The 26,061-nt window shown below is 63.1% G+C and carries 28 protein-coding genes and 1 other RNA gene; 21 read left to right on the plus strand and 8 right to left on the minus strand.

Going from position 1 to position 26,061, the window contains the following annotated elements; genetic code table 11:
• Positions 1–192: 192 nt before the first annotated feature.
• Positions 193–1,587, plus strand: a complete 1,395-nt coding sequence (locus tag DT603_RS00460) for a replicative DNA helicase (protein WP_162348325.1) — start codon at positions 193–195, stop codon at positions 1,585–1,587.
• A gap of 36 nt (positions 1,588–1,623) precedes the next feature.
• Here the strand turns inward: DT603_RS00460 and DT603_RS00465 are convergent, their stop codons facing one another.
• On the minus strand, positions 1,624–2,484 hold the full coding sequence (locus DT603_RS00465; protein ID WP_162347892.1) for a hypothetical protein: 861 nt from the start codon (positions 2,482–2,484) through the stop codon (positions 1,624–1,626).
• A gap of 134 nt (positions 2,485–2,618) precedes the next feature.
• On the opposite strand from DT603_RS00465, the gene alr reads away from it, so the two are divergent.
• The 4 genes from alr (at position 2,619) to DT603_RS00485 (ending at position 7,581) form a co-directional block, all read left to right on the plus strand.
• Positions 2,619–3,818, plus strand: coding sequence for an alanine racemase (gene alr / locus DT603_RS00470; protein ID WP_162347893.1), 1,200 nt, complete (start codon positions 2,619–2,621; stop codon positions 3,816–3,818).
• A 24-nt stretch (positions 3,819–3,842) separates the two neighbouring features.
• Positions 3,843–5,273, plus strand: coding sequence for a cryptochrome/photolyase family protein (locus DT603_RS00475; protein ID WP_162348326.1), 1,431 nt, complete (start codon positions 3,843–3,845; stop codon positions 5,271–5,273).
• A 49-nt stretch (positions 5,274–5,322) separates the two neighbouring features.
• Positions 5,323–6,792 (plus strand): WS/DGAT/MGAT family O-acyltransferase, encoded by a 1,470-nt coding sequence (locus DT603_RS00480; protein WP_162347894.1) that lies wholly within the window; start codon positions 5,323–5,325, stop codon positions 6,790–6,792.
• A gap of 111 nt (positions 6,793–6,903) precedes the next feature.
• Entirely contained in the window at positions 6,904–7,581 is a 678-nt protein-coding gene (locus DT603_RS00485) for a YiaD family glycine zipper/OmpA-like lipoprotein (protein WP_162347895.1), read from the plus strand.
• 605 nt (positions 7,582–8,186) lie between these two features.
• Here DT603_RS00485 and DT603_RS00490 read toward each other — a convergent pair.
• Positions 8,187–8,660, minus strand: a complete 474-nt coding sequence (locus tag DT603_RS00490) for a hypothetical protein (RefSeq protein ID WP_162347896.1) — start codon at positions 8,658–8,660, stop codon at positions 8,187–8,189.
• A gap of 458 nt (positions 8,661–9,118) precedes the next feature.
• Here DT603_RS00490 and DT603_RS00495 point away from each other — a divergent pair, with 458 nt between their 5' ends.
• The 4 genes from DT603_RS00495 (at position 9,119) to DT603_RS00510 (ending at position 13,159) form a co-directional block, all read left to right on the plus strand.
• Positions 9,119–9,382: a ribbon-helix-helix domain-containing protein gene (locus DT603_RS00495; protein ID WP_343037698.1), complete on the plus strand. Its 264-nt coding sequence runs from the start codon at positions 9,119–9,121 to the stop codon at positions 9,380–9,382.
• Between the two features lie 242 nt (positions 9,383–9,624).
• The gene (locus tag DT603_RS00500; protein ID WP_211368219.1) at positions 9,625–11,358 is read left to right on the plus strand and encodes a class I SAM-dependent DNA methyltransferase; all 1,734 of its coding nucleotides are present in this window, start codon (positions 9,625–9,627) and stop codon (positions 11,356–11,358) included.
• Positions 11,355–12,497 carry a restriction endonuclease subunit S gene (locus DT603_RS00505; protein ID WP_162347897.1) on the plus strand — a complete coding sequence of 381 codons (1,143 nt, stop codon included), beginning with the start codon at positions 11,355–11,357 and terminating at the stop codon, positions 12,495–12,497. The genes DT603_RS00500 and DT603_RS00505 overlap by 4 nt, the downstream gene beginning before the upstream one ends.
• Before the next feature lie 2 nt (positions 12,498–12,499).
• On the plus strand, positions 12,500–13,159 hold the full coding sequence (locus DT603_RS00510; protein ID WP_162347898.1) for a Fic/DOC family protein: 660 nt from the start codon (positions 12,500–12,502) through the stop codon (positions 13,157–13,159).
• On the opposite strand, the gene DT603_RS00515 is transcribed toward DT603_RS00510, so the two are convergent.
• The 3 genes from DT603_RS00515 to DT603_RS00525 all read right to left on the minus strand — a co-directional run bounded on the left by DT603_RS00515 (position 13,134) and on the right by DT603_RS00525 (position 14,517).
• On the minus strand, positions 13,134–13,334 hold the full coding sequence (locus DT603_RS00515; RefSeq protein ID WP_162347899.1) for a hypothetical protein: 201 nt from the start codon (positions 13,332–13,334) through the stop codon (positions 13,134–13,136). The two genes, DT603_RS00510 and DT603_RS00515, sit on opposite strands and share 26 nt — an antisense overlap.
• Before the next feature lie 437 nt (positions 13,335–13,771).
• On the minus strand, positions 13,772–14,155 hold the full coding sequence (locus DT603_RS00520) for an HVO_A0114 family putative DNA-binding protein (RefSeq protein WP_162347900.1): 384 nt from the start codon (positions 14,153–14,155) through the stop codon (positions 13,772–13,774).
• On the minus strand, positions 14,152–14,517 hold the full coding sequence (locus DT603_RS00525) for a toxin-antitoxin system TumE family protein (RefSeq protein WP_162347901.1): 366 nt from the start codon (positions 14,515–14,517) through the stop codon (positions 14,152–14,154). The genes DT603_RS00520 and DT603_RS00525 overlap by 4 nt, the downstream gene beginning before the upstream one ends.
• Before the next feature lie 101 nt (positions 14,518–14,618).
• Here DT603_RS00525 and hsdR point away from each other — a divergent pair, with 101 nt between their 5' ends.
• The 8 genes from hsdR (at position 14,619) to DT603_RS00565 (ending at position 21,830) form a co-directional block, all read left to right on the plus strand.
• Positions 14,619–16,934, plus strand: a complete 2,316-nt coding sequence (hsdR, locus tag DT603_RS00530) for an EcoAI/FtnUII family type I restriction enzme subunit R (protein ID WP_162347902.1) — start codon at positions 14,619–14,621, stop codon at positions 16,932–16,934.
• Positions 16,935–17,069: 135 nt separating this feature from the next.
• Positions 17,070–18,092 carry a PDDEXK family nuclease gene (locus DT603_RS00535; RefSeq protein WP_162347903.1) on the plus strand — a complete coding sequence of 341 codons (1,023 nt, stop codon included), beginning with the start codon at positions 17,070–17,072 and terminating at the stop codon, positions 18,090–18,092.
• A gap of 38 nt (positions 18,093–18,130) precedes the next feature.
• Positions 18,131–18,514 (plus strand): hypothetical protein, encoded by a 384-nt coding sequence (locus tag DT603_RS00540; protein ID WP_162347904.1) that lies wholly within the window; start codon positions 18,131–18,133, stop codon positions 18,512–18,514.
• Positions 18,515–18,528: 14 nt separating this feature from the next.
• On the plus strand, positions 18,529–19,395 hold the full coding sequence (locus DT603_RS00545; protein ID WP_162347905.1) for a competence protein CoiA family protein: 867 nt from the start codon (positions 18,529–18,531) through the stop codon (positions 19,393–19,395).
• 158 nt (positions 19,396–19,553) lie between these two features.
• On the plus strand, positions 19,554–19,994 hold the full coding sequence (locus tag DT603_RS16175) for a LuxR C-terminal-related transcriptional regulator (RefSeq protein WP_162347906.1): 441 nt from the start codon (positions 19,554–19,556) through the stop codon (positions 19,992–19,994).
• 110 nt (positions 19,995–20,104) lie between these two features.
• A complete protein-coding gene (locus DT603_RS00555; RefSeq protein ID WP_162347907.1) occupies positions 20,105–20,644 on the plus strand; it encodes a DUF4199 domain-containing protein in 540 nt (179 codons plus the stop codon).
• A gap of 216 nt (positions 20,645–20,860) precedes the next feature.
• Entirely contained in the window at positions 20,861–21,133 is a 273-nt protein-coding gene (locus tag DT603_RS00560; protein WP_162347908.1) for a hypothetical protein, read from the plus strand.
• A gap of 145 nt (positions 21,134–21,278) precedes the next feature.
• A complete protein-coding gene (locus DT603_RS00565) occupies positions 21,279–21,830 on the plus strand; it encodes a YdeI/OmpD-associated family protein (protein ID WP_162347909.1) in 552 nt (183 codons plus the stop codon).
• 234 nt (positions 21,831–22,064) lie between these two features.
• Here the strand turns inward: DT603_RS00565 and ssrA are convergent.
• Positions 22,065–22,464: a transfer-messenger RNA gene (gene ssrA / locus DT603_RS00570) on the minus strand.
• Between the two features lie 174 nt (positions 22,465–22,638).
• On the opposite strand from ssrA, the gene DT603_RS00575 reads away from it, so the two are divergent.
• The gene (locus tag DT603_RS00575; RefSeq protein WP_162347910.1) at positions 22,639–23,709 is read left to right on the plus strand and encodes a lipase family protein; all 1,071 of its coding nucleotides are present in this window, start codon (positions 22,639–22,641) and stop codon (positions 23,707–23,709) included.
• A gap of 43 nt (positions 23,710–23,752) precedes the next feature.
• On the opposite strand, the gene smpB is transcribed toward DT603_RS00575, so the two are convergent.
• Positions 23,753–24,247: an SsrA-binding protein SmpB gene (smpB, locus tag DT603_RS00580; protein ID WP_162347911.1), complete on the minus strand. Its 495-nt coding sequence runs from the start codon at positions 24,245–24,247 to the stop codon at positions 23,753–23,755.
• Positions 24,248–24,313: 66 nt separating this feature from the next.
• On the opposite strand from smpB, the gene DT603_RS00585 reads away from it, so the two are divergent.
• Positions 24,314–24,742 (plus strand): type II toxin-antitoxin system RatA family toxin, encoded by a 429-nt coding sequence (locus DT603_RS00585; RefSeq protein ID WP_162347912.1) that lies wholly within the window; start codon positions 24,314–24,316, stop codon positions 24,740–24,742.
• The gene (locus tag DT603_RS00590; RefSeq protein WP_162347913.1) at positions 24,742–25,002 is read left to right on the plus strand and encodes an RnfH family protein; all 261 of its coding nucleotides are present in this window, start codon (positions 24,742–24,744) and stop codon (positions 25,000–25,002) included. Before DT603_RS00585 ends, DT603_RS00590 begins: the two co-directional genes overlap by 1 nt.
• 14 nt (positions 25,003–25,016) lie before the next feature.
• Here DT603_RS00590 and DT603_RS00595 read toward each other — a convergent pair whose 3' ends face one another.
• On the minus strand, positions 25,017–25,412 hold the full coding sequence (locus DT603_RS00595) for an outer membrane protein assembly factor BamE (protein ID WP_162347914.1): 396 nt from the start codon (positions 25,410–25,412) through the stop codon (positions 25,017–25,019).
• A 115-nt stretch (positions 25,413–25,527) separates the two neighbouring features.
• On the opposite strand from DT603_RS00595, the gene fur reads away from it, so the two are divergent.
• Positions 25,528–25,929 (plus strand): ferric iron uptake transcriptional regulator, encoded by a 402-nt coding sequence (gene fur, locus DT603_RS00600; RefSeq protein WP_162347915.1) that lies wholly within the window; start codon positions 25,528–25,530, stop codon positions 25,927–25,929.
• The last annotated feature ends 132 nt before the right edge of the window (positions 25,930–26,061 follow it).

Consider the following 26,061-nt stretch of genomic DNA (forward strand, 5'->3'; position numbering starts at 1 on the left):
GACCGGTATCGCAGCGGCTGAGACCGTCGCCGGCTACAAGCAATCGTACTTATCCACAGGTTGTGCCATCGCGGGTACACAGGCGGAGCACCTACGATGGCGGACTGGAACCTCCAGGCGATGCGTTTCACCCGCGCGCCCCTCATCACCGGCCTGGCACAGGCAAGCTTCGCAAAGGAATACCCCGCCACCATGTCCGCACGCCCCGGCTTCCGTTACGACCAGCACGACGCCCGCATCGAACAGTTGCGCGTGCCACCGCATTCCATCGAGGCAGAGCAGGCGGTGCTGGGCGGGTTGATGCTGGCGCCTGAGGCCTACGACCGCATCAACGACAAGCTCAACGACACCGACTTCTACCGTCGCGACCACCAGCTCATCTATCGGGCGATCAGCGAACTGGCGGAGAAAAGCCGCCCCTATGACGCGGTCACCCTGGGCGAGTGGTTCGAGTCGCAAGGCCAGATCGAACAGGTCGCCGGCGGCGCCTACCTGGTGGAACTGGCCACCACCACGCCTTCGGCCGCCAACATCGTGGCCTATGCGGAAATCGTGCGCGACAAGGCGGTCATGCGCCAGCTGATCGAGGTCGGCACGGCGATCATCAACGACGGCTTCCAGCCCGACGGCCGCGACAGCTCCGAACTGCTGGCCAAGGCCGAGCAGGACGTCTTCGCCATTGCCGAGGCCGGCGCGCGCGGACGCACCGATTTCACCGCGGTCAACACCGCCCTGAAGGATGCCTTCGAGGTGCTGCAAAGCCGCTTCGAGAACGGCGGCAGCATCACCGGCCTGCCCACCGGCTACCACGACTTCGACGAGATGACCGCGGGCCTGCAGCCCACCGACCTGCTGATCCTGGCCGCCCGGCCGGCCATGGGCAAGACCACCCTGGCCCTGAACATCGCCGAGTACGCGGCGATCAAGTCGAAGAAGGCGGTCGCCGTGTTCTCGATGGAAATGTCGGCCTCGCAGCTGGCCTTGCGCCTGATTTCCTCCAACGGCCGCGTCAACGCCACCCGCCTGCGTACCGGCCAGCTGGAGGACGAGGACTGGAGCCGGGTCACCAGCGCCATCCGCATGCTGAAGGAAACCAAGATCTTCATCGACGACACGCCGGGCCTGTCGCCGGACGTGCTGCGCTCCAAGGCGCGCCGCCTCAAGCGCGAGCACGACCTCGGCCTGATCGTCATCGATTACCTGCAGCTGATGGGAGTGCCGGGCAACAGCGAAAACCGCGCCACCGAGATCTCCGAGATCTCGCGCTCGCTCAAGGGCCTGGCCAAGGAACTCAATGTGCCGGTGATCGCGCTGTCGCAGCTCAACCGCTCGCTGGAAACCCGCGCCGACAAGCGCCCGGTGATGGCCGACCTGCGCGAATCCGGCGCCATCGAGCAGGATGCCGACGTCATCATCTTTATTTACCGCGATGACTACTACAACAAGGATTCGCCGGACAAGGGCCTGGCCGAAGTGATCATCGGCAAGCAGCGTAACGGCCCCACCGGCTCGATCAAGCTCAAGTTCTTCGGCGAGTACACCCGCTTCGACAACCTGGCCCACGATGCGGTGGGCAGCTTCGAATAAGCGTGGCCGCCGCGCGGGGCGGGTGCCTGCCCGGGCTCAGGAAGTGCCGGTCGCGGGTTTGTCCTGGGTCACCTTGTTGAGCAGCTTGACCGCATAGCCACTGCCGGGCACCACCGCCGAGGCCACCTCGGCGCCGAGTTCGAACAACATGTCGCGTGACATGGCAATTTCGACCTTTTCGCGGAACCATTCGCCGTTCTCCACCACCTCGCCGGTCAGGCCGTCGATCTCGATCACGCCCAGCTTGTTGTTCCACGCGTACTCGAAGGCGAACACCGGCCGGAAGTAGAGGTGCGCGGTGGTGAACTCCAGCGTATCGGCCTCGATGGAGTGGGCATCGATGGGTTCGGCCGCCAGCTTCGCCTTGACCATCTGCACGGCCGCGTTGAACGGCAGTTGCGGCGGAATGGTGCCTTCCACGTCCAGCTGGTTGCGTTCGACGGCTTTGTAGCGGTCGATGTAGCCCTGCATCCTGGCCGTTTTCAAATTGCGCTTGAGTGCGTCCTGGTGCACGACCGCGTCGATCTTGCGATGGCAGAACTCGTGCAATGGCACATCCACGCGCGGCTTGCCGTTGGCGGGAATGATCTCGAAGGCGGTGCCGGCGATCTCGATCCTGCGCGCATGCGGGTTGGTGACCTGCAGCGCATACACCGACTCATGCATGTAATCGACCTGGCGCCTGGCCACCAAGTGCCAGAAAGGCTCGTAGCGAAGTTCCCACTTCGAAAGCTTGACCGTTTCCGGCCGGGGGCGATTCAGGGGATTGAGGCGGGCGAGGGTGCCGAATGCGTCCAGCTTGCGCTTCTCGGCCTGCTCTTCGGCGGCCCGGCCTGGATATACCTCTTCGAAGTAGAGGATGCGGTAAACCGAACTGTCCGGCGTGGGCGTTTCCATCATCGATCCTGCGCGGCGGCAATCCTCATTCCTACGCAATCCGCCGCCGCGGCAGGCCAAGCGCCGATCGATGCGGGAGGCTTCACGGCGCCCTGTTCGCGCTGCAAACCAGGGCGGCCCGCTACAATTCCACGATGCCCGATACGCTTCCTGCCAGCACGCCCAGCACGGGCACCCACTACCGCGCCGAGGCCAGTGACCGCCCCACGCGCATCCGCGTGGACCTGGATGCCCTGGCCCACAACCTGCACGCCCTGCAGCGCCATGTCTCGGTGCCGGTCATGGGCATTGTCAAGGCCAATGCCTACGGACATGGCCTGGTGCCGGTGGCGCGCCACCTGGAAGCGCAGGGAATCGCCCAGTTGGGTGTCGCCTTCGTCGAAGAGGGCCTGGCCCTGCGCCGCGCGGGAGTGCAGGCGCCGATCCTGGTGCTGGGCGGCATCCACGCGCCGCAGGTCAGCCAGTTCCTCATCCACGACCTGGAAGTGACGGTGTCCTCGGTCGACAAGCTTCGCCAGGTCGAGCGTGCGGCCGAATCGATTGGCCGCAAGGCCGTCATCCACCTGAAGATCGACACCGGCATGGAGCGGATCGGCGTGCACAGCGAGAGCGCGGCTCCATTCATCGAAGCGGCCGCGGCGTCGCGCTGGTGCACGGTCAAGGGCCTCTATTCGCATCTGGCCTGTTCCGACGATCCGGCCTCGCCGATGACCGCCGTGCAGTTGCAGCGTTTCCTCGCGGCCAGCTCCCACTTCGACCGCATCGGTGCGCCCATGCCATTGCGGCACCTGGCAAATTCGGGTGGCGTGCTGCACTTCCCGGACACCTGGCTGGACATGGTGCGTCCGGGCATCGTGCTGTACGGGGTGCTGCCGGACCCGGCATCCCGGCGCAGCTTTCCGCTGAAGCCGGCGCTGTCGCTGGTGTCCAGCGTGGTGTACTTCAAGGTGGTGAAAGCCGGTCGTACCGTGAGCTATGGCGCGACCTGGACCGCCGGGTCGGACACGCGTGTCATCACCCTTCCCATCGGCTACGGCGACGGTTACCCGCGCGCGCTGTCCTCGCGCGGCGAAGTGCTGGTGCGCGGCCACCGCCATCCCATCGTGGGCCGCATCTGCATGGACCAGTTCATGGTCGACATCGGCCCGGCCGGCAGCGCCTACAACGGTGACGAAGCGGTGCTGATCGGTCGCCAGGGCGATGCGATGATCGATTGCGAAGCGGTGGCGCAGGCCGCCGGCACCATTCCCTATGAAATCCTGACCGGGCTCAACGAGCGCATCCCACGCGAGTACGCGCTCGCGAGCGCCCGCACCGGCACGGGCGGCGCGTAGCACGTGCAGGCCAGGTCCGCGTCGCTGCCTCTCGCCCTGGTCTGGTTCCGCCAGGACCTGCGCCTGGACGACAACCCGGCCCTGCATGAGGCCCTGGAACAAGGCTATGCGCCGGTGCCGGTCTACGTGCATGCGCCGGAAGAAGAGAGCGGCTGGGCACCAGGAGGCGCTTCGCGGGCCTGGCTGCACCGCTCGCTGCAAGCCCTGGATGCGGACCTGCGCGCACGTGGCTCACGCCTGCTGCTGCGCAACGGCCCCACCGGACCGGCGCTGTCCGCGCTCTTGCGGGAAACCGGCGCCGACGCCATTTTCTGGAACCGCAAGTACGAACCCGCCACCCAGCCGCGTGATGCCGCACTGAAACGTGAGTGGCGCGAGCAGGGCCTGGTGGCCGAAAGCTTCAACGGCGCGCTGCTTTTCGAACCCTGGGAACTGGCGACCCAGCAGGGCGGCCCGTACAAGGTGTTCACCCCGTTCTGGCGCAATGCGCTGGGGCGCCTGCGCGTGCCTGCGCCGCAGGCCGTTCCGGCAACCTTGCCGTCTGTCGCTGAGACTTTCGCCAGTGAGGACCTCGATGCACTGGGTCTTGCCGCGCGGCCTGCCTGGGACAGCGGCTTCTGGGACAAGTGGCATGCGGGCGAGGCGGGCGCGCACGAGGCACTCGAAGTTTTCCTGGATGGCGCGTTGCATGGCTACCGCAGCGACCGCGACCGTCCCGATCGCGTCGGCACCTCCCTGCTGTCGCCGCACCTGCATTTCGGCGAGATCGCGCCCTGGCGCGTGGTGGGCGCGCTGGAACAGGTGCGCACCGCCGCCAATGCCGCCGATGTGGATGCCTACCTACGCGAACTGGGCTGGCGCGAGTTCGCCTATCACCTGCTGCATCATTTTCCGGCCACCACCACCGCCAACCTCAATCCGCGCTTCGAACATTTCGAATGGGCGCCGGGCGACGACAGGCAACTGCAGGCGTGGCGTCATGGGCTGACCGGCGTGCCCATCGTCGATGCGGGCATGCGCGAGCTGTGGGCCACCGGCTACATGCACAACCGCGTGCGCATGATCGTCGGCAGCTGGCTGACCAAGCACATGCGCCAGCACTGGCTGCACGGGGCGCGCTGGTTCTGGGACACGCTGGTGGACGCCGACCTGGCCAACAACACGCTGGGTTGGCAGTGGGTCGCCGGCACCGGTGCGGATGCCTCGCCTTATTTCCGCGTATTCAATCCGGTTACACAGGCGCAGAAATTCGACCCGGCGGCGACTTACATCAGCCGCTGGGTTCCCGAGCTGCAAGCGCTGCCCGTGGCCGCGCGTTTCGCGCCGTGGCTGCATGCGGAACTGGCCAGGCGCCTGGCACCTTCGTACCCGCGCGCGCCCATGGTTGACCTGGCCCAAGGACGCGATGCCGCGCTGGCGGCCTACAAGCGCAGCGCGCCCGCCGAATCGCGTTGACGCCCTTCGTTGCCGCGTGCTTCACTCGGGCAGGGGAGAGGAGAGCACGATGGCAACGACCAAGGCGCCGCGAAAGCCACGCAAGGAGCCCATGTCGCGGGTCGATACCGCATGGCTGCGCATGGAACGCCCCACCAACCCGATGATGATCACCGGGGTGATGATGTTCGACGAGCCGATGAGCATCCAGCGGCTCAGGGAAGTCATCATGAAACGCTTCCTGGCCTATCCGCGCTTCCGGCAGAAGGCCGTGGACACGCCTGCCGGCGCGTCGTGGGTGGAAGACGAGAATTTCGACATCGACCTGCATGTGCGCCTGACCGCGCTGCCGGGGCGTGCCGACCGGAAATCGGAGAAGAAAGCCTTCGAGCGCTTCGTCAGCCAGCTGGCTTCCTCGCCGCTCGACAAGTCCAAGCCGCTCTGGCAATTCCACCTGATCGAGAAATACGGCACCGGCTCGGCCGTGGTCGCCCGCATCCACCACTGCTACGCCGATGGCATGGCCCTGGTGCAGGTGATGCTGTCGATGACCGATACCGCGCGCAAGCCGGTCAAGGACAGCGACCTGCGTGCGGCGTGGCTGAAAAGCGACGGTGCCAACGTGGAGCGCCGCATCGGTGCCATCGGCCGCTACATGAAGATCGGCGGCAAGGTGCTGGACAAGGGCATGGACCTGTACCACCACCCCAGCCTGGCCAAGGTGCTGGCCAAGGAAGGCGGAGAGATCGGCCGCGAACTGCTGGCCGCACTGGCCCTGCCTGATGAACCGCCCACCCTGTTGCGCGGCGCCCTGGGCGTAAGCAAGCGGGTGGCCTGGGCCGAGCCGCTGGACCTGGATGAAGTGAAGGCCGTTGGCCGCGCCTGCGACTGCACGGTCAACGACGTGCTGATGGCCACCGCCGCCGGGGCCTTGCGCAGCTACATGCTGGAGCGTGGCGAATGCCTCGAAGGCGTGACCCTGCGCGCCACCGTGCCGGTGAACCTGCGTCCGCTGGAACACGCCAAGAAGCTGGGCAACCACTTCGGACTGGTGTTCCTGGAGCTGCCGGTGGGCGAGGACAATCCGATCCGCCGCGTGGAGCGGGTGGCCCGCTGCATGACCGATCTGAAGAACTCGCGGCAAGCCGTGGTCACGTTCGGATTGCTGGCCGCCCTGGGCATGGCGCCGGCGGCGGTGCAGGGCATGGCCCTGGACCTGTTCAGCCGCAAGGCCACTGCGGTGGCGACCAACGTGCCGGGCCCGCACCAGCAGTTGTACATGGGCGGCAGCGCGATGCGGGAGATGATGTTCTGGGTGCCGCAGACCGGCTCCGTCGGCATCGGCATCTCGATCCTGAGCTACAACAACAAGGTCCATTTCGGTCTGATTTCCGATGCCAAGCTGGTGCCGGATCCGGATGCGGTCATCAAGCGCTTCGGCCCCGAGTTTGAAAAGCTTCTTTACCTGGCGCTGATGGGCGACTGGGACCACAGCCTGGACGCGGCCGCGGCAGAAAAGCTGATGGCGTCTGCAAACTGAACGGATCCCAATGAAAAGTTAACGTCTTCACCTGGCTTTAGCCAGCAGATCTCCGTTGTTGGGTACTTTGCCCGGGCCAACCACCCGGTTCCAGTCAAGGAGAATTCTGAAATGAAGACACAAGCAATCAAGGCCACGGTCGCCGCCCTCATCGCCACGCTCACGCTTGGCGGTTGCGCCACCTACACGGGCCAGACCAGCGACCCCAACGATCCGAACCGCACCCGCAACAACGCCTTGATTGGCGCCGGCATCGGCGCAGTGGCCGGCCTGCTCAGTGGTGGCGACGCCACCGAACGCCGCCAGCGCGCCTTGGTTGGCGTGGGCGTGGGTGGTCTGGCCGGTGGCGCGATCGGCGCCTACCAGGACCGCCAGGAAGCCGAGCTGCGCCGCCAGACGGCCGGCACCGGCATCGAAGTCAGCCGCGACGGCGACGTGATCAAGCTCAACCTGCCCGATGGCGTGACCTTCGATTTCGGCAAGGCCAACCTGAAGTCGCAGTTCTATCCGGCGCTCGACAACGTGGCTTCCACGCTGGCGCAGTACAACCAGACCATCGTGGAAGTGTCCGGCCATACCGACAGCGTCGGCAGCGATGCCGCCAACCAGACCCTGTCCATCCAGCGCGCCAATTCGGTGGGTAACTACCTGATCGGCAAGGGCCTGGTACGCGAGCGCTTCGAGATCGTCGGCTTCGGCGAGACCCGTCCGGTGGCCAGCAACGACAACGATTCGGGCCGTGCCCTGAATCGCCGTGTCGAGATCCGCGTGCTGCCGCTGAAGTCGTAATCCCCAGGCTGTACCAGTGACCAGGAAAGGGCCGCGCAAGCGGCCCTTTCTTTTTGGGCGACAGGCAGTGGGAGCGGGGTGTGTCGAGCGGACCGCAGCTTGAACACAGGCTCCCCGGCTTGAACGCAGGCTCGGCGACTCCGGGTGCCTGCCCAAACACCCCGCGCGCTGGCTCCGCAACCCCGCGTGCGGGCTCAGCAACCCCGTGCGCCACCTCCAGCACCCCACGCGCCGCCTCGCGAACCCCACGCACGGGGTCCGCGACCCCGCACGCCGACTCCAGCACCCCATGCGCCACCTCGCGAACCCCACGCACGGGGTCCGCGACCCCGCACGCGGGCTCGGCGACCCCGCACGCCGACTCCAGCACCCCGCGCGCCACCTCGCGAACCCCACGCACGAGGTCCACGACCCCACACGCGGGCTTGGCGACCCCGCGCGCCGACTCCAGCACCCCACGCGCCGCCTCGCGAACCCCACGCACGGGGTCCGCGACCCCACGCGCGGGCTTGCCGACCCCGCACGCCGGCTCGGCGACCCCGCGCGGCTGTCTTCCATAAAAAAAAGCCGCCTGTGCGGCGGCTTTTTCCTGTTGCGGTTCCCGCTCAGGCAGCGGGGTTGGAATCGCTGGACTTGCGAGAGGGGCGTGCGAAGCGCCCGCCAATCTCCTTCCGCAGTTCCTTCAGGCCGTAGGCATCGCCGACCAGCTTGATCTGGCCGTAGCCGTCCAGGGATACATCCATGATGTCGTTGCCCAAGGCGGCGGTGGTGTCGTCCAGCTGGGAATAAAGCCGTCCCAGCCGTTCCAACACCGGGCGCAGCCGGTCCAGGGTCACGAAGTCGGCCTGGGCGCCGGCCACGTCCAGCATGGGCGGGACGATGTCGGGGTTGTCGCCCAGCACGCGGATGGTGGTGCGGCAGAACACTTCGCTCTTGTCGCCCATCCACAGCAGCTTGCGGCGTTCGTCCGGTTCCAGCGAAAGCAGCCCGGGCAGGGCGGCCTCCACCTGGGCCAGGGCGGCCAGGGCCGCGGCCTGCTGTTCGGGGGTGATGTCCAGCGAGATAAGGTTGAGGCTCATCGGTAACTCTCCATGTTCGATCTGATCAGTGGGTGACCCGGGGACCCGGGCCGGTCGTGCCCCGCCGCGTTTTTGGGTGTGCGGCGGGACGAGGGGAAGCGTGGCAGGGGAAGACGGGCGCGGAAATCAGCGGACTGCCCGTTGTGGGGTAGGGCATTTGCGTCAATTTGGGTAGGGGAATTCCTACGGGCCCGCGACGTGCCCGACCACCCCCAGCAGGCCCAGCCCCGCAGCCGCTCACCCGGCCGGCCCGAAACGCCCCCTTTGCCAAAGGGGGCAGGCGCCCGCGCAGCGGGCGACGGGGATTTGCTCTTGATCTTGATCTTGATCTTGATCTTGCTTGGGCGGTCCCTCAGCCGAAAGGCCAGAGCAAATCCCCCTCAATCCCCCTTTGCCAAGGGGGAGGCAGACCAAGGTCCGTGAATGTTGCAGGTGCGCCGCTTGAGGAACACAGTCCCGTGACACTCGCCACAAGGTTCGCCATGGCCACCCTGAAGATATCCATGCCCGACGACCTCAAGGACTTCATTGACGCCCAGATCGGCGCAAAGGGCTACGGGTCCCGCAGCGAATATCTATGCGAACTGGTCTCGCGGCAGCGTGATGTGGAAAAGCTGCGCAATCTGCTGCTGGAAGGCGCCAATACCGGACCCGGCAAGGTCGTAACTGAAGACACCTTCAAACGCATGCGGGAAGAACTGCGCGGGCGTGTGCTGGATTGAAGCCAGGTATCTGGCGGAGCGACGGAACGCAGTACGTCGCCCGGAACAGTCACCTACCGGCAAGGGCAAGCGAGAAGTTGCTTCAGCTTTCGTCGTGTGGGTGGAGGATGGGACGATCCACGTTCTAGTCACTGCCCCTGCCCACATTGGTTTTTAGGGAAACTCTGACGCCCCCGGTAAGATCGACCCAGGGGACCTGCATTGCGGGTGCTGCGCTGGCCGGAAAACAACAAGAAGAGTCCATGTCCGAGAAGAACAACGAACGTTTCATAGCCGCCCTCCAGGAGTTGGGAGGGTCCGCCGGTAACGGCAAGCTGCGTGGCGAATTGGGGTGGCAGGAATCCACCTACGAACGGGTCAAGGACGGGTTGATCGAATCCGGTGCGATCGTGGCGGGGCGCGGCAGAGGGGGCTCGGTGCGCGTTGCGGACTTCAAAGCGTCGACCGAAGAGACGGCAATCCCACCGCAAAAAGCGGCGCCTGCGCCCAAGCCAGGCCGGCCGGCGGCAGGCCGTGGCTCTGCTTTCGAACAGACCTTCAAGAACATCGACGACATCCTGCACAAGGATGCCGGCTGCACCAGCGAGCTGGATTACACCGAGCAGTCGTCCTGGCTGCTGTTCCTGAAGTACCTGGACGCGCTGGAGCGCGAAAAGGCAATGGAAGCGGAGCTGGAAGGCCGGAAGTACACCTTCCTGTTGGACAAGCCGTATCGCTGGGAGAGCTGGGCCGCGCCCAGGGGCAAGGACGGCCAAGTCGACCACAACGCGGCCATGATCGGCGATGACCTGCGCGACTTCGTCAACGCCAGGCTGTTTCCCTACCTGCATGGCTTCAAGGCCAAGGCCAGTGGGCCGCAGACGCTGGAATACAAGATTGGCGAGATCTTTGGCGAGATCAAGAACAAGATCCAGTCCGGCTACAACCTGCGCGATGTGATCGAGCGGGTGGACGAGCTGAGTTTCGGCTCGCACAAGGAAAAGCACGAGCTGTCGCATCTGTACGAGGCGAAGATCCGCAACATGGGCAATGCGGGACGCAATGGTGGCGAGTACTACACGCCGCGTCCCTTGATCCGCGCCATGATCCAGGTGATCGATCCGAAGATCGGCGAGCGCATCTACGACGGGGCCTGCGGGTCGGCCGGCTTCCTGTGCGAAGCCTTCGATTACCTGACCAGCAAAGGCAATCTGTCCACCAGCGACGCGAAGGCGCTGCAGCAGAAGACCTTCTACGGAAAGGAGAAGAAGTCGCTGGCCTATGTCATCGGTATCATGAACATGATCCTGCATGGCATCGAGGCGCCGAACATCGTTCACGCCAATACGCTGGCGGAGAACCTGGCCGATATCCAGGACAAGGATCGCTACGACATCGTGCTGGCCAATCCGCCGTTCGGTGGCAAGGAGCGGCCGGAGGTGCAGCAGAATTTCCCGATCAAGACGGGGGAGACGGCGTTCCTGTTCCTGCAGCACTTCATCAAGAGCCTGAAGCCGGGTGGCCGTGCGGCCATCGTCATCAAGAATACGTTCCTGTCCAATACGGACAATGCGTCGACCAGCATCCGCAAGTTGCTGCTGGAAAGCTGCAACCTGCATACGGTGCTGGACTGCCCGGGCGGTACGTTCCTGGGTGCGGGCGTGAAGACGGTGGTGTTGTTCTTCGAGAAGGGCGCGCCGACGCGCAGCGTCTGGTATTACGCGCTGGATCCCAGTCGCAATATGGGCAAGACCAACCCGTTGAATGATGCGGACTTGGTCGAGTTTGTGACGTTGCAGAAGACGTTTGGGGTGTCGGGCAAGAGTTGGCGGGTGGATGCGGCAGGCATTGATGAGGCGACGTTCGATCTGTCGGTGAAGAATCCGGATAGTGGCGAAGTAGTTGTGCATCGCAGTCCGCAGGAGATTCTCGAGGAGATTGCTGGGTTGGATGTGCAGAGTGCCGAGGTGCTGGCTGGGATCGGGGCGCTGTTATGAGTAATGGGTGGCATCGAGCGACATTAAAAGACTTGTGTGTCGTCGACTGGGGTAATACAGACCTGACAAAAGCTGCGTATGTCGCTGGTGGTGAATTTCTCGCGGTGTCTGCTGCTGGGTGTGATGGAAGAATTGGCCACAAGGAGCACTCCAAACACACACCTGTCTTGTCAGCCATCGGTGCGCAATGTGGGAAGATGTTTTTCCCCGACGAAGACTTCACTGCGATCAAGAACACAATCACGCTCACGCCAAGAGATGGGCAGTGCACCGGCAGGTTTCTCTATTACCTACTAACGTTCGTTGAACTTCCGCAACGAGGCGCGGGGCAGCCTTTCATATCGAAAGGAGACATACAGAGTTTTGCAATAACCTTTCCGTCGCTCCATGAGCAGCAACGGATCGTCCGCATCCTCGACGATGCGCTTGCGGGCATCGCCACCGCCAAAGCCAACGCCGAAAAGAACCTCCGGAACGCTCGCGCGATCTTTGAGGCTCATATCCAATCCGTATTTACTCAGCATGCCGATGGTCGGAAATCGACAACGCTTGGCGAGGTGATCGACTTGATTGTTGGCTTCGCATTCAAGAGCGCAAAATACACGGATAACGACGATGGCGTCCGCCTGCTCCGGGGCGATAACATCGTTCAGGGCCGCCTGCGATGGGATGACGTGAAGAAATGGTCGGCCAATGATGTTGAAGATTACAAGCGCTACTGGCTTCGGGAGGATGATGTCGTTCTGGCCATGGATCGCCCTTGGGTTAAGGCTGGTCTGAAGCGCGCGACAATTGCTTCTGACGATCTTCCGGCTTTACTGGTTCAGCGAACCGCTAGTCTCCGTAGTCGAGCCAATATAGACAGCCGATTCCTGATGCACTTGATTGGCAGTGAAGGGTTTGTCCGTCACATCCTTGGCGTCCAAACAGGAATCGGCGTTCCTCATATCAGTGGACAGCAGATCAAGGATTTCAAATTCTCCCTGCCTACCTTGGCTGAGCAACGACAAATATCGAATATTCTGGAGTCCCTGCGAGTCGAAACCCAACGCCTCGAATCCCTATACCGTCGCAAACTCGCCGCCCTCGACGCCCTCAAGAAATCCCTGCTGCACCAGGCCTTCTCCGGCCAACTCTGACGATGACGACCGGGCGCTACGCAGTTGATGGCAACGAAGGCGCGTTCCAGCCCGGATCACGAGGCCGCGTACTCGCCAACCAACTCGGCATCGTCCGCGTCGGTGACATGCAAGCCGCCGAAACCGCTGCGCTGCTTCAACTCACCGATGCGCTGCTGGACGAAGTCGGAGAAGCGCAACAGTTCAGCGTGCAGGATCTGTGCAACTGGCATCTCCGCTGGTTGGGCCCCATCTACCCATGGGCAGGCGAATACAGGCAGGTCAACATGGGCAAGGGCGGCTTCCAGTTCGCCAGCGCCCACCTCATCCACGGGTTGATGGCCAGCTACGAACGCGATGTGCTTGCCGTGCAAACACCGTGCAATGACATGGACGAAACACAGCTGTTGCCAGCACTGGCACGAACCCATGCCGAATTCATCCTGATCCACCCCTTCCGCGAGGGCAACGGACGCTTGGCGCGACTGCTCAATACCCTGATGGCATTGCAGGCAGGTTTGCCAGTACTGGATTTCGGCGGGCTAAGCGGGCGTGCCAAACAGGAGTACATCGCCGCCATCCATGCGGCTGTCGGCTGCAACTACGCGCCTTTGGAGCAAGTGTTCGCCAACGTGGTGCGGCGTACCCGCAAGACCGCTATTTCTTCGGCCGCTGCTCTTTGACGACAATCCTGCCCCGGTCCTTGGAACCGGTCACATACTGGCCGGTGGCCGCGTTGCGGAATACCTTGCTGGAGACGCCTTCGATAGCGGACGAACTGCGTACATTGCGCTCCACGCCGTCCTTGCGGGCCGAAGCGGTGCTTAGATGACGGTTACTGGCGGCAAGCGTTTTCATGGACACATTTTACCATCCGGTCGCTGTATGGGCTGCGGGTGGAAGCGAAGGGCCCCGGCGTACGCGCCGGAACCACAACGCCGGCCAAGATCGCCCAACCCACTTGCCAGTCATGGTACCCGTCAGGGCGCCAGCTGCAACCAGGATGCGGTAAGCCGCAGGCACACCGCCTGGATCGCGTGGTCATGGAGGTAGAGCGCGAGGTTGCGGAAGGTTCGCGACCGATTCCGTTCGCGGTGCACACCACTTCCTGCCGGCTTCACCTGTGGGAGGGGCTTCAGCCCCGACGCGCGTGATCCCAAAAGCGTCGGGGCTGAAGCCCCTCCTACAACGGCTGCTCTTGTAGGTCGGAGCTTGCTCGGATGCGGTTGGCGGAGGATCAAGAGCATCCGAGCAAGCTCGGACCTACATGGCGGGCTGGCTGAGGCGCCTGTTGATCAGGCCGCAAGAATCTTGAACTCGGTCGCCATCGCCACCGGCCTCACGGTGTTGTTGTTGCGCTCCATCTCCACGATGCCGTAGTGCGCCATGGTCTTCAGCGTCCGCGACAGGTTGCCAGGCTTGCGCCCGGTGGCATCAGCCAGTGCCGCAATCGATTCGGGATGGGTTTCGCGGATCACCCGCAGCAGGGCACGGTTGTCATCGCTCAGCACCTCGGCCATCGACTTCATCGACGTGAACCACACCTTCGGATCACCCGGCTTGGGCTTCAACGCACCCTTGGCAATGGCCAGCGCCCGCTCGCGGATGGCCTGCTGGGACGCGATGCCGATCGTGATCGGCCGGCTGGTGCGTTTTCCGGCGGATTTGGTGACTTTCATGCGGACCTCACTTGTTCCAGTACCCGGTCGACCTCGGCAAAGAAATCGACCAGCAATTGATGGGCGGTGGTGTAACCGTAGGGCGTTCCCTTGTCGCTGGCATGCCGGTGCCTGTGGTCGTAGGGGAATACGCGACCGGCATACTTGAACTTCTTCGGCGGTTTGATGGCGTGGGCGTTGTCGAAACCAAGGATGCGTTTGCCATAAGGCTCATGCAGGGTCAGGCAATAGCGGATGCCATGCGGAATACCGGTGTCCGGCTGCACCCGCCAGGCCTCGATCTTCAACCAGTAGCCGTCGCCCTGGTCGAAAATGCTGCCATGCAGGTCCAGCAGGGTCTCGACGTCCTTGTCTTCAGCCATGACCAACAGTATCACCCGGTGATATGAAGTCAACACGCCCCGTACTGCGCGTTGAAGCGTTCCCGGGCTGTTATCCTCGCCAATCAAGGGGATAAGCACGCATGAACGAAGCGGAGACCAGGGCAGAGCACATCGACCCGGCCCTCAAGGCCGCCGGCTGGGGCGTGGTCGAGGGCAGCCGCATCCTGCGCGAGCACGCCATCACCCAAGGCCGTCTGCAAGGCAACGGCCAGCGCGCCAAGGCCGAGATCGCCGACTACGTGCTGGTCTACCGCAACACCAAGCTGGGTGTGGTCGAAGCCAAGGCCTGGGACAAGTCGACCAGTGAGGGCGTAGGCCAGGCCAAGAGTTACGCCGCCAAGCTGGCCGTGCGTTTCACCTATGCCACCAATGGCAAAACCATTTACGGCATGGACATGGCCGACGGGACCGAGGGCGATGTGGCCGCGTTCCCCAGTCCCGACCAATTGTGGGCGCGCACCTTCGCCATCGCCAATGCTTGGCGCGACCGCTTCGCCGCAATTCCCTTCGAGGACAAGGGCGGCGCCTGGCAGGGCCGCTATTACCAGGACATCGCCATACAGCGCGTGCTCGACGCCGTCGCCGACGGTGACGACCGCATCCTGTTGACGCTGGCCACCGGCACCGGCAAGACCTTCATCGCCTTCCAGCTGGCGTGGAAGCTGTTCCACAGCCGCTGGAACCTCAGTGACTGGAAGGGAGAAGGTGAACCCACCCGCCGGCCACGCATCCTGTTCCTCGCCGACCGCAACATCCTTGCCGACCAGGCCTACAACGCCTTCTCCGCATTCCCGGATGACGCATTGGTTCGCATCGCACCCGACGAGATCAAGAAGACGGGCAGGGTGCCCAAGAACGGCAGCATCTTCTTCACAATCTTCCAGACCTTCACCAGCGGACCCGGCGACACCCCGTACTTCGGCGACTACCCGCCGGACTTCTTCGACTTCATCGTCATCGACGAATGCCACCGCGGCGGCGCCAAGGACGAAAGCAGCTGGCGCGAGATCCTGGAACACTTCAAGCCCGCCGTGCAGCTGGGCCTGACCGCCACCCCCAAGCGCCGTAACAACGCCGACACCTATGCCTACTTCGGCGAGCCGGTCTACAGCTACTCGTTGAAGGAAGGCATCAACGACGGCTTCCTGACCCCGTTCAAGGTCAAGCAGTTCGCAACGACTATCGACGATTACCTCTACACCCCCGATGACGCCGTGGTGGAAGGCGAAGTCGTGCAGGGCAAGCGCTACAGCGAAGCCGAGTTCAACAAGATCATCTTCATCCGCGAACGCGAGGCCTACCGGGTCAAGTTGTTCATGGACCTGATCGATCAGCGGGAAAAGACCCTGGTGTTTTGCGCCACCCAGGAACACGCGGCGATGGTTCGTGACCTGATCAACCAGACCAGCAAAAGCACCGATCCCTTCTACTGCGTCCGCGTGACCGCTGACGACGGTGGCCGAGGCGATCAGTTTCTGCGTGAGTTCCAGGACAACGAAAAGACCATCCCGACCATCCTGACCACATCGCAGAAGCTTTCTACAGGGGTGGACGCCCGCAACGTGCGCAATATCGTGCTGATGCGGCCGATCAACTCCATGATCGAGTTCAAGCAGATCATCGGGCGCGGAACTCGCCTTTACGATGGCAAGGACTTCTTCACCGTCTACGACTTCGTCAAGGCGCACCAGCATTTCAGCGACCCCGAGTGGGATGGCGAACCGCTGGAGCCCGATCCCCCCAGGCCGCCCAAACCGCAGGATGAGGGCGGTGATAAACCACCGGTTGGTGATCCCCCTCCCAAGGAACCCCGCGCTGCGAAGATCCAGGTCAAGCTCGCCGACGGCAAAGTCCGCCAGCTCCAGAGCATGGTGGCCACCACTTTCTGGAGCGCCGACGGCCGGCCGATGTCCGCCGCCCAGTTCCTCGAAAGCCTGTTCGGTGCCTTGCCCGACTTCTTCAGGGACGAAGATCAGTTGCGGGAAATCTGGAGCGACCCCTCAACCCGCAAGGTGCTACTGCTAGGCCTGGCCGACAAAGGCTTCAGCAGGGACGCCCTGGCCGAGATGCAGAAAGCAATCGAGGCCGAGAACAGCGACCTGTTCGACGTGCTCGCCTACGTGGCCTATACCCGCGCCCCGATTTCCCGCGAGGAGCGCGCGGTGCAGGCCAAGGCCGCCATCAATACGAGCTACAAGAGCAACAAGCAGCTGGCCTTCCTTGAGTTCGTGCTGAGCCACTACGTGGAAGAGGGCGTGGACGAACTGGACCTGGACAAGTTGTCCCCGCTGTTGAGGCTCAAGTACAACGTTATAGCCGATGCAGCGGCGGAGCTGGGCACGCCGCAGCAGATACGGGAGGTGTTTGTGGGGTTTCAGAAATATCTGTACGCATAAGCGAGACCTGACGATGCCAACGCTGCATTGTGATCGGGCTCACGACCATCGCAACAAGCGCGGAGGCAGTTAGGCAAGAGCAAAAGCACGGAGGCGGCGAGTGCCGTATTCAGACGATCATAGGGGTGGTAGGACATGATTTACTCGATTTCCAGCGACTCAAGCAAGGCGATGAAAATTGCACAAAGCAGTTTCGTTGGCCTGAATATATGGGAGCGGACTCATATCCAGGAATGGGTTAGGTCCAGCCCAGAGATTCTTGGCGAAGATCTGCTTGTCGTTAGTATTGAATTCGACCGGTTCAGCAATAGCAGCGACCGTCTGGATCTTCTGGCCGTAGATCGGCAAGGAAATCTGGTTGTAATTGAGTTAAAGCGCGATGCCGCTGCCGGATACGCTGATTTGCAGGCAATACGATATGCCGCAATGGTGTCATCCATGACAATTGAGAAGCTGGTTCCGTACTATCTGGCATATAAAAAGAAATATGACAATGAGGTTTTGTCAGATCTCGACGCCAAAGAGCAGATCATAGAGTTTGTGGAATCAGATTCTTTTGTCGAACTATCAACGCAGCCGAGAATCATTCTATGTTCGGAAGGTTTTTCGCAGGAAATAACCACAACCGTGCTGTGGCTACGGGCATCCAAGATCGACATAAGTTGCGTATCGATTACTCCCTATAAAGTTGACGGGAAAGTCGTCATCGTTCCGAAGCTAGTGATTCCCCTGCAAGAAGCAAAGCAGTATCTGATTGATATTAAACAGAAGCAGGAGCAACGCGAATCGGTGGGCCGTCGAGCACGGCCAAAGACCATGAAGATTCTTCTTGATAATGCGCTGGTCGCCGAAGGACAGAAGCTTTCTCTAAAGAACGCACTGCCAACGTGGATCAAGTATGAAGACGCTAATCCAGTTTTTCACGCAACAATTACCGGCAAGCGTGGCCAAAGCAATGCAGTATTGTGGGAGAAAGATGGTCAGGAGTACGCCGTCTCTGCGCTAGCATGGAAGATTTTCAAAGAAAGCCACCCAGACAATACGGATCCAGGCGGTGTGAACGGAAATTGGCACTGGGTGCGTGAGGATGGCAAGTCACTATGGGAAGTCGCAGAATCATTCCTTGCTCAAGAAGCCGACGCTGAAACTGCGGTATAGGCTGCAGGCGCGCTTCGGAAACAGAAGAGGGGAAGGTTTTGGGAATAACTTCGGAGTTCGCCCGGTATGGGGCGAAACTGGTCAATCATCAATGGGCGGTTTCCGCACTTACGGATGACGAATGGGTGGCCAGTCTCTGGTTCCACAGAATTTCTTCCGAAGAGGGGCAGTTGGTCTATCGCGACCTTCTTAGCCGCTGGACCGGTAATGGGAACCGCCTGTTCGCAAAACACCTGGAGCTGGTTTTCGCAGATCAACGTCCGGTGCGGCTGGTCATAGCCAAGACGGATAACGTGGCCTTGATAGAGGGCGGCGGCGACGGTTCGAAGGCCAAGAATACGTTCAAGGCCAGGCCGGAATGGATCGGGCGGGTCACTGATTTCGATGGGAACAATTTCACCATCAAGTTCGATAAGAGCTAATCGGATCGAGGGACATGGATCTCACTCTTGTTCCGTTTGGACTCCATGAAGCCTCCAATCAGTTGGTGGATGTCGCCGAAGTTCAGCGTGGCAAGGCGTCGGGGTGTATTTGCCCCTCGTGCCGAGCTCCGCTTGTAGCGAAGCATGGAGAGGTGAATCAATGGCACTTTGCGCACCTGACCCGGGGCACATTCACACGGACGCATAACGAATGTCATTTCTCGTTCTTCGTTTCGGTGCGGATGATGGCGCGCCAGGTGATCGGGCAATCGATGCAGATCGACCTGCCGACATGGACGGACAAGGTCTCGTACCAGACGAGCGATTACAGTCGGCCAAGAGAACGAAAGTTCTTGGTCACGGAAGCAAGGACAGTGACCCTCACGAACGTCGAGGTTGAAAGGGATTTTGCCGGTGTCCCGGTCGACCTTCGCGGACTGATTGGCGAGTTCCGATTCGTCATTTACTTCCTTCATCCCGGCCGGCCGCTGCCGGAGGCACTACAGTCCGAGCAAATGGAAGAGAGGAAATGCGGTGTGATCGCCATCGACCTCAGTGGATTACAGCCCCTGTTTTCGGAAGCGAAGCTCAAAGGGGAAACCTATGCCGCGCTACTTGAGCGATTCATTGCGCATGACTTGCGCTCCAAACGTTGGGTATTCCATCCGCGCTACAAAAAAGCCAGGGAGTCGGCCCTGGAGCAATTGAGCAGATATGTGTCGGATACTGCTGTCATTCCAATGACCATGCCGTTCAAGACTCAGGCTGGAGAAGTGAAGAAGTTTGAATGCGTAATCTGCCCATTCGCTTGGGATAGCAATGATGCAGGGTTACCCGCATGCCCAAAGTGCAATAGCCACCTCTACGTCAGAACCATGTGAGCCAATGTTGCCCGGCTAAGCGCAACGCATCCGGGGCATTTCGACGCCTCGCGATAGAAGCCCCTGGGTGCAGCCTTCGGCTTTATCCGGGCTACCCGGTCCGGTCGGCTTCCCTTCCACCACTGCCTTCCCACACCACCGCGCAGTAGCATGCACCCATGCGACCCCACCGTTTCCCCGTCCCCTGGACCCAGATCGCGCTGTATGCCGCCTTGCTCGCGGCCGGCACGCTGCTCCTGCAATGGCTGGACTACCAGCGACTGGTGCGCAGCCATGCCTCGGTGGTGTACGAGGCGCTGCTGGCGACCGGGTTCCTGGCCCTGGGCGTGTGGCTGGGCGTGCGCCTGCTGGCGCGGCGCCCGCCGGGGGAGCAGGGCGAGGGCAATCCCCAGGCGGTCGCGGCGCTGGGCATCAGCCCGCGCGAACTGGAGGTGCTGCAGCAGATCGCCGCCGGCCATTCCAACAAGGAGATCGCGGCCCGGCTGCACGTCTCCCCCAACACCGTGAAAACCCACGTCGCCCGGCTGCTGGAAAAGCTCGAAGCGCGGCGCCGCACCGACGCCCTGCGCCGCGCGCGCGAGCTGGGCCTGGTGCCTTGAACGGTCGTGACGACGGGTGATCCGGTCGAAATCACCCTTTCGGACGATGGACGCAACGCCGCCGATGGCCTGCAATCGCGCTCCAATTCGCACAGCAACGGAGGTGGGGCATGTGGCGTGACATCCTGAAGTACGGCGTGATTGCGGGGCTGGTGGTGGGCGGCGCGATGGTGGCCACGTTCGCCGCGACCGGCGGGCAGATGCCGCATGGCGGGCTGGGCATGGCGGTGGGCTACGCCACCATGCTGGTGGCCTTCAGCGCGGTGTTCGTGGGCATCAAGCACCAGCGCGACGTCGGCGGAGGCGGGGTGATCCGGTTCTGGCCCGCGTTCGGCATGGGGCTGGCGATCTCGTTCATCGCCGCGTTGTTCTACGTGGCCGCATGGGAACTGGTGCAGGCCACGATCGTGAAGGACTTCGCCGGCAGCTACGCCGAATCGGTGATCGCCGCGCAGCGGGCCAAGGGCATCGACCCGGCGGCGCTGGCCAAGCTCACTGCGGAGATGGACGCGTTCAAGGTCCAGTACGCCAACCCGATGTTCCGCCTGCCGATGACCTTCTCCGAAATCTTCCCGGTCGGCGTGCTGGTGTCGCTGGTGTCGGCGCTGGTGCTGCGCAACCCGCGGGTGCTGCCCGCGCGCGCAGGCTGAAGACGGTGCAACCGATGCGACAGGGCCGCAGGATCCCGCAGGCCTCCGGTGCAATGCCTGTCCTGCGGGGTCGACCACGATGACGTGTGCAACAGCCAACAAAACACGCTCTGTGCTGATGAGGTGCTGACTCAGGGCTGCGCCACCCCAATGCGGGCACCCGGTTCATCGCCGCTGTGAGATGGTCGGGGTACTCATCCCCCCAAGGGGAAACGCATGACCGACTTCTCGTGGCTCGATGCCACCGCGGACCAGGACTGGCAGAGCCAGAGCAACGGCTCCTGCTTCAGGCAGATGAAGTGGTCCGAGTTCTGCCTGCGCTCCCATGATGGCTCGACCCGGCAGGTCGTCGTCGACCGCTTCGACCTGTGGGCCGACCACCATCCGCTGCACAACTACTCGCTGGCCTGGGACCAGCCCTGCAGCCTGCGCAGCGATGTTTACATCTGCAGGGACTCGCGGCTCAACACGCGGCCGCGCGAGCACTAACTGTTTCTCCCGGGTCCGCGTGCAGTGACTGCGGTGGACGTGCCGTGGGGGGCTTGCGCGGGCCACGGGGTGATCCCACTCCGGGCCCGCACAGCCTGCGCGAGATGATCTGGAAGCGGCGCCGGGCGCGGTGTACCTTTTGCCCATGGCCAAGCCCGTCGCATCCATCATCTTCAAGGCGAAGCTCTCCCGCCCCGCAGAGCCGAAGGCCGCCACCTGGAGTTTCGTGGTGCTGCCCGCCGCCGCCAGCAAGCAACTGCCCACGCGCAGCATGGTCACCGTCGACGGCACGATGGAAGGCCAGGCGTTCCAGGCCACGCTGGAGCCGGACGGGCAGGGCAGCCACTGGTTCAAGGTGGAAAAGAAACTGCGTGAAGCGGCCGGTGTCGCAATCGGCGACAGCGTCGCCTTCGAAATCGCGCCGGTGGAAAAGGAACCCGAACCCAGCGTGCCCGCCGACCTGAAACAGGCGCTGGCCGGCAACGCCGCTGCCAAGGCGACCTGGGCCGACATCACTACGGTGGCGCGGCGCGACTGGATCCACTGGATCACGTCCGGCAAGAAGGCTGAGACCCGCGAGAAACGCATCGCTGTGGCCTGCGACAAACTCGCCAGCGGCAGCCGCCGCGCCTGCTGCTTCGACCGCTCCGGCATGTACAGCAAGGGCAACATGGGCGCGCCCGCAGAAGCGGAGTAGGGTGGGCCCCGGCCCACCATTGCCATCCCTCCGTTCGCGATGGCGGCGGAGCGAAAACGGTGGACCAAGGCCCGCCTGCACACCTGCTCAACAGGGGGGCGCCGGAAATGGTGAGAAGGGTTCCACGTAGCCCGCATGCCCGGGTAGCAGCTCGCGGCGGCAACCCAACGCCCACCACGGGCTATTCCCACCCAAAAAAAACGGGCCGCTTTCGCGGCCCGTTTCTACACTGGATGGTGGAGATGGCGGGAATCGAACCCGCGTCCGAAGGTACTCCATCCCCGGTACTACATGCTTAGCGTTCCGTTAGGTCTCATCCCCGAGCAGCACGGCACGCAAAGCGCACCCGGAGACCAGCCTGTTTTGGTTAAGCCGTGACTGACAGGCAGCCGTCACAGCCGGTTCCGTGATAATGACCCTACATCCACGAGCACGGGCACAAGTGGGTTCGGGGGTTCGCCTTAGGCGGCTTTAGAACTACAACTCACACTGCTGTTTAGGCGGCGAGAGCGAAGTCCGAACCGTAGTTGTCGTCGTTGGCAACTAGAAGTTTGCTACTGGATTAACGAGGAAAGTCGCCCCCTCGGCATGCACCAGGCAATTTCGCAACCCCCGTCGAAACCAGTGCATCCCCGGGGATCAGATTTCGCTGATGGCCGCAGTGTAGGCCTCATGGACCCGGGTCACAACTTTTGCGACTGCCGCTGGTTAGCATCGCTTCATCACTTTCCAGCGCTCCAGCTCCTGCAAGGGATGCGGGGCAGGGCGAGGCTTCGGCATGGCCACCAGGAAGACAGTAAGGCGCGCAGTGACCCCGCCACCCGTGGGCGGAACGGCCAGCAAACGCGCCACTGCCAGGTCCGCCAAGGGGGCATCGCCCAAGCCGGTCGCGCCGCAGCGTTCCGCCTCCAGGGCCGCAGCCGAGGCAGAAGCCAGGACCGTCATCTACATGCACGGCATGGGCAACAAACCGACCCAGGCCGTGCTGCGCTGCCAGTGGGACAACGCACTGTTCGGACGTGCGATGGGCAAACGCACGCGGTTGGCGTACTGGGTGAACCGCGAACGCTATCCCACGCCCGAACCCGGCACCTGCGACGACCGCGACCAGGGACCCACCCTCAACCTGGCCGAACAACGCGTGCTGCGCGCGCTGGGAATGGAAGCGGGCCCTGATCTGATGGAACTGGCAAACGCGGTGGCCGCCACGCCCGCTGAAGCGGCCTTGCTGAAGACCATGCTCAAGGAACTTGGCGCCACGACGCCGCGCGCGACGCTGGACCCGGCCAGACGCGGCGCGTTCGACGTGTTCAACCGGATCCTGCTGCGCCTGATCTCCGTGGCGCTGCTGCAGGACGTGCACGACTTCTTCTTCGACCGCGTGCGGCGCGAGTCAATGGAGCGCAGCCTGCTGGAGCGGATGGAACCAGGCGGCGGCCCCTTTGTGGTCATCTCCCACAGCCTGGGCTCGGTGATCGCCTATGAAGCGCTGCGCAAGCTCGATCCGGCCCGGTATGACGTGGCGCTGTTCGTGACCTTGGGCTCGCCGCTCGGCCTTCCCAGCATCCGCAGCATGTTCAAGCGTTCGCTGAAGGAACAGGGGTTGCCGAAACCGGACAAGTTGCCGTTCCCCGCCTGCGTTCGCCACTGGTACAACGTCGCCGACCGCCAGGACCCGGTGGCGCTGGACGGCAACCTGAGCGATGACATCGACACTCCCGGGCAGCGTTTCTCCAACCTGCAGGGCATGGACGTGAATGCGGACAGCCCGCGCAACCCGCACTCGGGGTCGGGTTATCTGTCGAATCTGCACGTCCGGGCCAAGGTGCGCCAGGTGTTCGGGCCGGCGTCGGCCAGCCGGTTTCCAACCCCGTCCTGATCCTTGTTCTGATCAAGGACCTGCCCGAAGGCAGGCCGTGCGATCAGGCGTCGCGGTTGTGCCGGCGCATCACGCGCTGCTTGTCGCGTTCCCAGTCGCGATCCTTGGCGGCGTCGCGCTTGTCGTGGGTCTGCTTGCCCTTGGCCAGGGAAATGCCGGCCTTGACCTTGTTGCCTTTCCAGTACAGCGACGTCGGCACGATGGTGTAGCCGTCGCGTTCCACCTTGCCGATCAGCACGTCGATCTCGCGCTTGTGCAGCAGCAGCTTGCGCGTGCGGCGGTCATCGGCGACCACGTGGCTGGAGGCCTGGATCAGGGGCGTGATCTGGGCACCGAACAGGTACAGCTCGCCCTTGCGGACTACCGCATAGGCCTCGGTGATGTTGGCGCGCCCGGCGCGTATCGCCTTGACTTCCCAGCCCTGCAGCGCCATGCCCGCCTCGTAATGTTCCTCGAGGTGGTACTCGTGGCGCGCGCGCTTGTTCTGGGCAATCGTGCCAGTGCTGTTTGCTTTATCCTTGCCGGGTTTCTTCGCCATGGCGCTATTGTCGCCGATGGTGCAGGTGCAAGCGAGTCCAGTCGCCATACGAGAGCCCGTTCCACCATGCAAACCATCCGCCGCAGCGCCCTGGTCGAACATTCCACCGCGCGCATGTTCGACCTGGTGAACGACATCGCCGCCTATCCGGCCCGTTTCGACTGGTGCAGCGCCGCGCAACTGGTCGAAGCCGGCGCCGAGCGCGTGGTCGCGCGACTGGACCTGGGGCTGGGCGCCCTGAGCACCTGGTTCACCACTGAAAACACCCTGGACCGTCCGCACAGCATCGACATGAACCTGGTCGACGGTCCGTTCCGCAAATTGCATGGGCGCTGGGAATTCCATGCGCTGGACGAATGCGCCAGCAAGGTCACGCTGACCCTGGAGTTCGATCCCAGCAATCGCCTGCTGGGTCCTGCCATTGCCCTGGGATTCCAGGGCCTGGCCGACCGCATGGTGGATGACTTCGTGCGGGTAGCCGACCGGGGCGAGTGATGCGGGTCGAACTGCTCATGGCCTGGCCGCGGCGGCACCAGTCGTTGCAGGTGGATGTGGCCGAGGGAACGACCCTGGCGCAAGCGCTGCAAGGTGCCGGCTGGGCTGACATCGAAGGAGTGCAGGGCTACGCCATCTTCGGCGTCATGGCCGGGCCCGGGACACTGTTGCGCGAGGGTGATCGCGTGGAACTGTTGCGGCCCCTGCAGGCCGATCCCAAGGATGCACGCCGGCGGCGTGCGTCACGACCTGGGAGCTAGGGAGCCGCCTGGTATCAGCGACGCGCGCCCTTCTTCTTCTTGTCCTTGGCCAGGTTGGGACCGAACTTGCGCACGTCCTTGGCCAGTTGGATGTCGTTCTCGGGGAAATATTCGCCTTCCCATTTCGAAACCGTGTCGCCTTCGAAGAACACCGTCAGGTTCTTGATTTCGGTACTTCCGCGGCGATTGGTACGTTCGCTGGCGGTGTAGTCCCAGCGCTGCGCATGGAAGGGGTCGGCGATGGACGGGGTGCCCAGCAGCGCCACGACCTGCTGCTTGCTCTGGCCGACGGCCAGCTGGTCGGCGTTGGTCTTCTCGATCAGGTTGCCCTGGTAGATAGGCTGCTTGTAGAGGATGCCGCAGCCGGAAACTGCGAAGGTGACGGCGGCGATCAACAGGTATTTACGCATCGGGAAGGGCACCGCGATTCGACAGAGGGGTCAGCGGGCGATGATACACTTCGGACGACCGCCGCAACCCAGTCCGAGGCAGCTGGCGTTAAACCGCCAATGAACGGAGAAGGCCATGGAATCCCAGGACCTGCGCAAAGTGGGACTCAAGGTGACGCATCCGCGGATGCGGGTATTGGAATTGCTGGAACAGAGCCAGCCGCGGCACATGACCGCCGAGGACATCTACCGGCACCTGCTGGACCATGGCGACGAGATCGGCCTGGCCACGGTGTATCGCGTGCTGACCCAGTTCGAGGCGGCGGGCCTGGTGCTCAAGCACAATTTCGAAGGCGGCCAGGCAGTGTACGAACTGGACCGCGGCCAGCATCACGACCACATGGTCGACATCGACACCGGCAAGGTCATCGAATTCTCCAGCGAGGAGATCGAGGACCTGCAGGCCAAGGTGGCTGCAGCACACGGCTACGAGATCGAAGAACACTCACTGGTGCTGTACGTGCGCAAGAAGCGGTAGGGCGGGCCCCGGCCCGCCGTTGGCATCCTTTAGATTGCGATGGCAACCCGCTGATCCAGCTTTCCCACTTGGTCTCGCGATCAGGCCGCTGACGCGCAAGGCGAGGCCAGGCATGGCCGTGGCGGGTCAAGA

The organism is Pseudoxanthomonas gei, assembly GCF_010119615.1.
Taxonomy (GTDB): Bacteria; Pseudomonadota; Gammaproteobacteria; order Xanthomonadales; family Xanthomonadaceae; genus Pseudoxanthomonas_A; species Pseudoxanthomonas_A gei.

Excerpts from the sequence above, each read along its gene's own strand:
- DT603_RS00460 (WP_162348325.1), top strand. The coding sequence starts at position 193 with ATGTCCGCACGCCCCGGCTTCCGTTACGACCAGCACGACGCCCGCATC.
- DT603_RS00465 (WP_162347892.1), bottom strand. The coding sequence starts at position 2,484 with ATGGAAACGCCCACGCCGGACAGTTCGGTTTACCGCATCCTCTACTTC.
- alr (WP_162347893.1), top strand. The coding sequence starts at position 2,619 with ATGCCCGATACGCTTCCTGCCAGCACGCCCAGCACGGGCACCCACTAC.
- DT603_RS00480 (WP_162347894.1), top strand. The coding sequence starts at position 5,323 with ATGGCAACGACCAAGGCGCCGCGAAAGCCACGCAAGGAGCCCATGTCG.
- DT603_RS00485 (WP_162347895.1), top strand. The coding sequence starts at position 6,904 with ATGAAGACACAAGCAATCAAGGCCACGGTCGCCGCCCTCATCGCCACG.
- DT603_RS00490 (WP_162347896.1), bottom strand. The coding sequence starts at position 8,660 with ATGAGCCTCAACCTTATCTCGCTGGACATCACCCCCGAACAGCAGGCC.
- DT603_RS00500 (WP_211368219.1), top strand. The coding sequence starts at position 9,625 with ATGTCCGAGAAGAACAACGAACGTTTCATAGCCGCCCTCCAGGAGTTG.
- DT603_RS00505 (WP_162347897.1), top strand. The coding sequence starts at position 11,355 with ATGAGTAATGGGTGGCATCGAGCGACATTAAAAGACTTGTGTGTCGTC.
- DT603_RS00510 (WP_162347898.1), top strand. The coding sequence starts at position 12,500 with ATGACGACCGGGCGCTACGCAGTTGATGGCAACGAAGGCGCGTTCCAG.
- DT603_RS00515 (WP_162347899.1), bottom strand. The coding sequence starts at position 13,334 with ATGAAAACGCTTGCCGCCAGTAACCGTCATCTAAGCACCGCTTCGGCC.
- DT603_RS00520 (WP_162347900.1), bottom strand. The coding sequence starts at position 14,155 with ATGAAAGTCACCAAATCCGCCGGAAAACGCACCAGCCGGCCGATCACG.
- DT603_RS00525 (WP_162347901.1), bottom strand. The coding sequence starts at position 14,517 with ATGGCTGAAGACAAGGACGTCGAGACCCTGCTGGACCTGCATGGCAGC.
- hsdR (WP_162347902.1), top strand. The coding sequence starts at position 14,619 with ATGAACGAAGCGGAGACCAGGGCAGAGCACATCGACCCGGCCCTCAAG.
- DT603_RS00535 (WP_162347903.1), top strand. The coding sequence starts at position 17,070 with ATGATTTACTCGATTTCCAGCGACTCAAGCAAGGCGATGAAAATTGCA.
- DT603_RS00545 (WP_162347905.1), top strand. The coding sequence starts at position 18,529 with ATGGATCTCACTCTTGTTCCGTTTGGACTCCATGAAGCCTCCAATCAG.
- DT603_RS16175 (WP_162347906.1), top strand. The coding sequence starts at position 19,554 with ATGCGACCCCACCGTTTCCCCGTCCCCTGGACCCAGATCGCGCTGTAT.
- DT603_RS00555 (WP_162347907.1), top strand. The coding sequence starts at position 20,105 with ATGTGGCGTGACATCCTGAAGTACGGCGTGATTGCGGGGCTGGTGGTG.
- DT603_RS00560 (WP_162347908.1), top strand. The coding sequence starts at position 20,861 with ATGACCGACTTCTCGTGGCTCGATGCCACCGCGGACCAGGACTGGCAG.
- DT603_RS00565 (WP_162347909.1), top strand. The coding sequence starts at position 21,279 with ATGGCCAAGCCCGTCGCATCCATCATCTTCAAGGCGAAGCTCTCCCGC.
- smpB (WP_162347911.1), bottom strand. The coding sequence starts at position 24,247 with ATGGCGAAGAAACCCGGCAAGGATAAAGCAAACAGCACTGGCACGATT.
- DT603_RS00585 (WP_162347912.1), top strand. The coding sequence starts at position 24,314 with ATGCAAACCATCCGCCGCAGCGCCCTGGTCGAACATTCCACCGCGCGC.
- DT603_RS00590 (WP_162347913.1), top strand. The coding sequence starts at position 24,742 with ATGCGGGTCGAACTGCTCATGGCCTGGCCGCGGCGGCACCAGTCGTTG.
- DT603_RS00595 (WP_162347914.1), bottom strand. The coding sequence starts at position 25,412 with ATGCGTAAATACCTGTTGATCGCCGCCGTCACCTTCGCAGTTTCCGGC.
- fur (WP_162347915.1), top strand. The coding sequence starts at position 25,528 with ATGGAATCCCAGGACCTGCGCAAAGTGGGACTCAAGGTGACGCATCCG.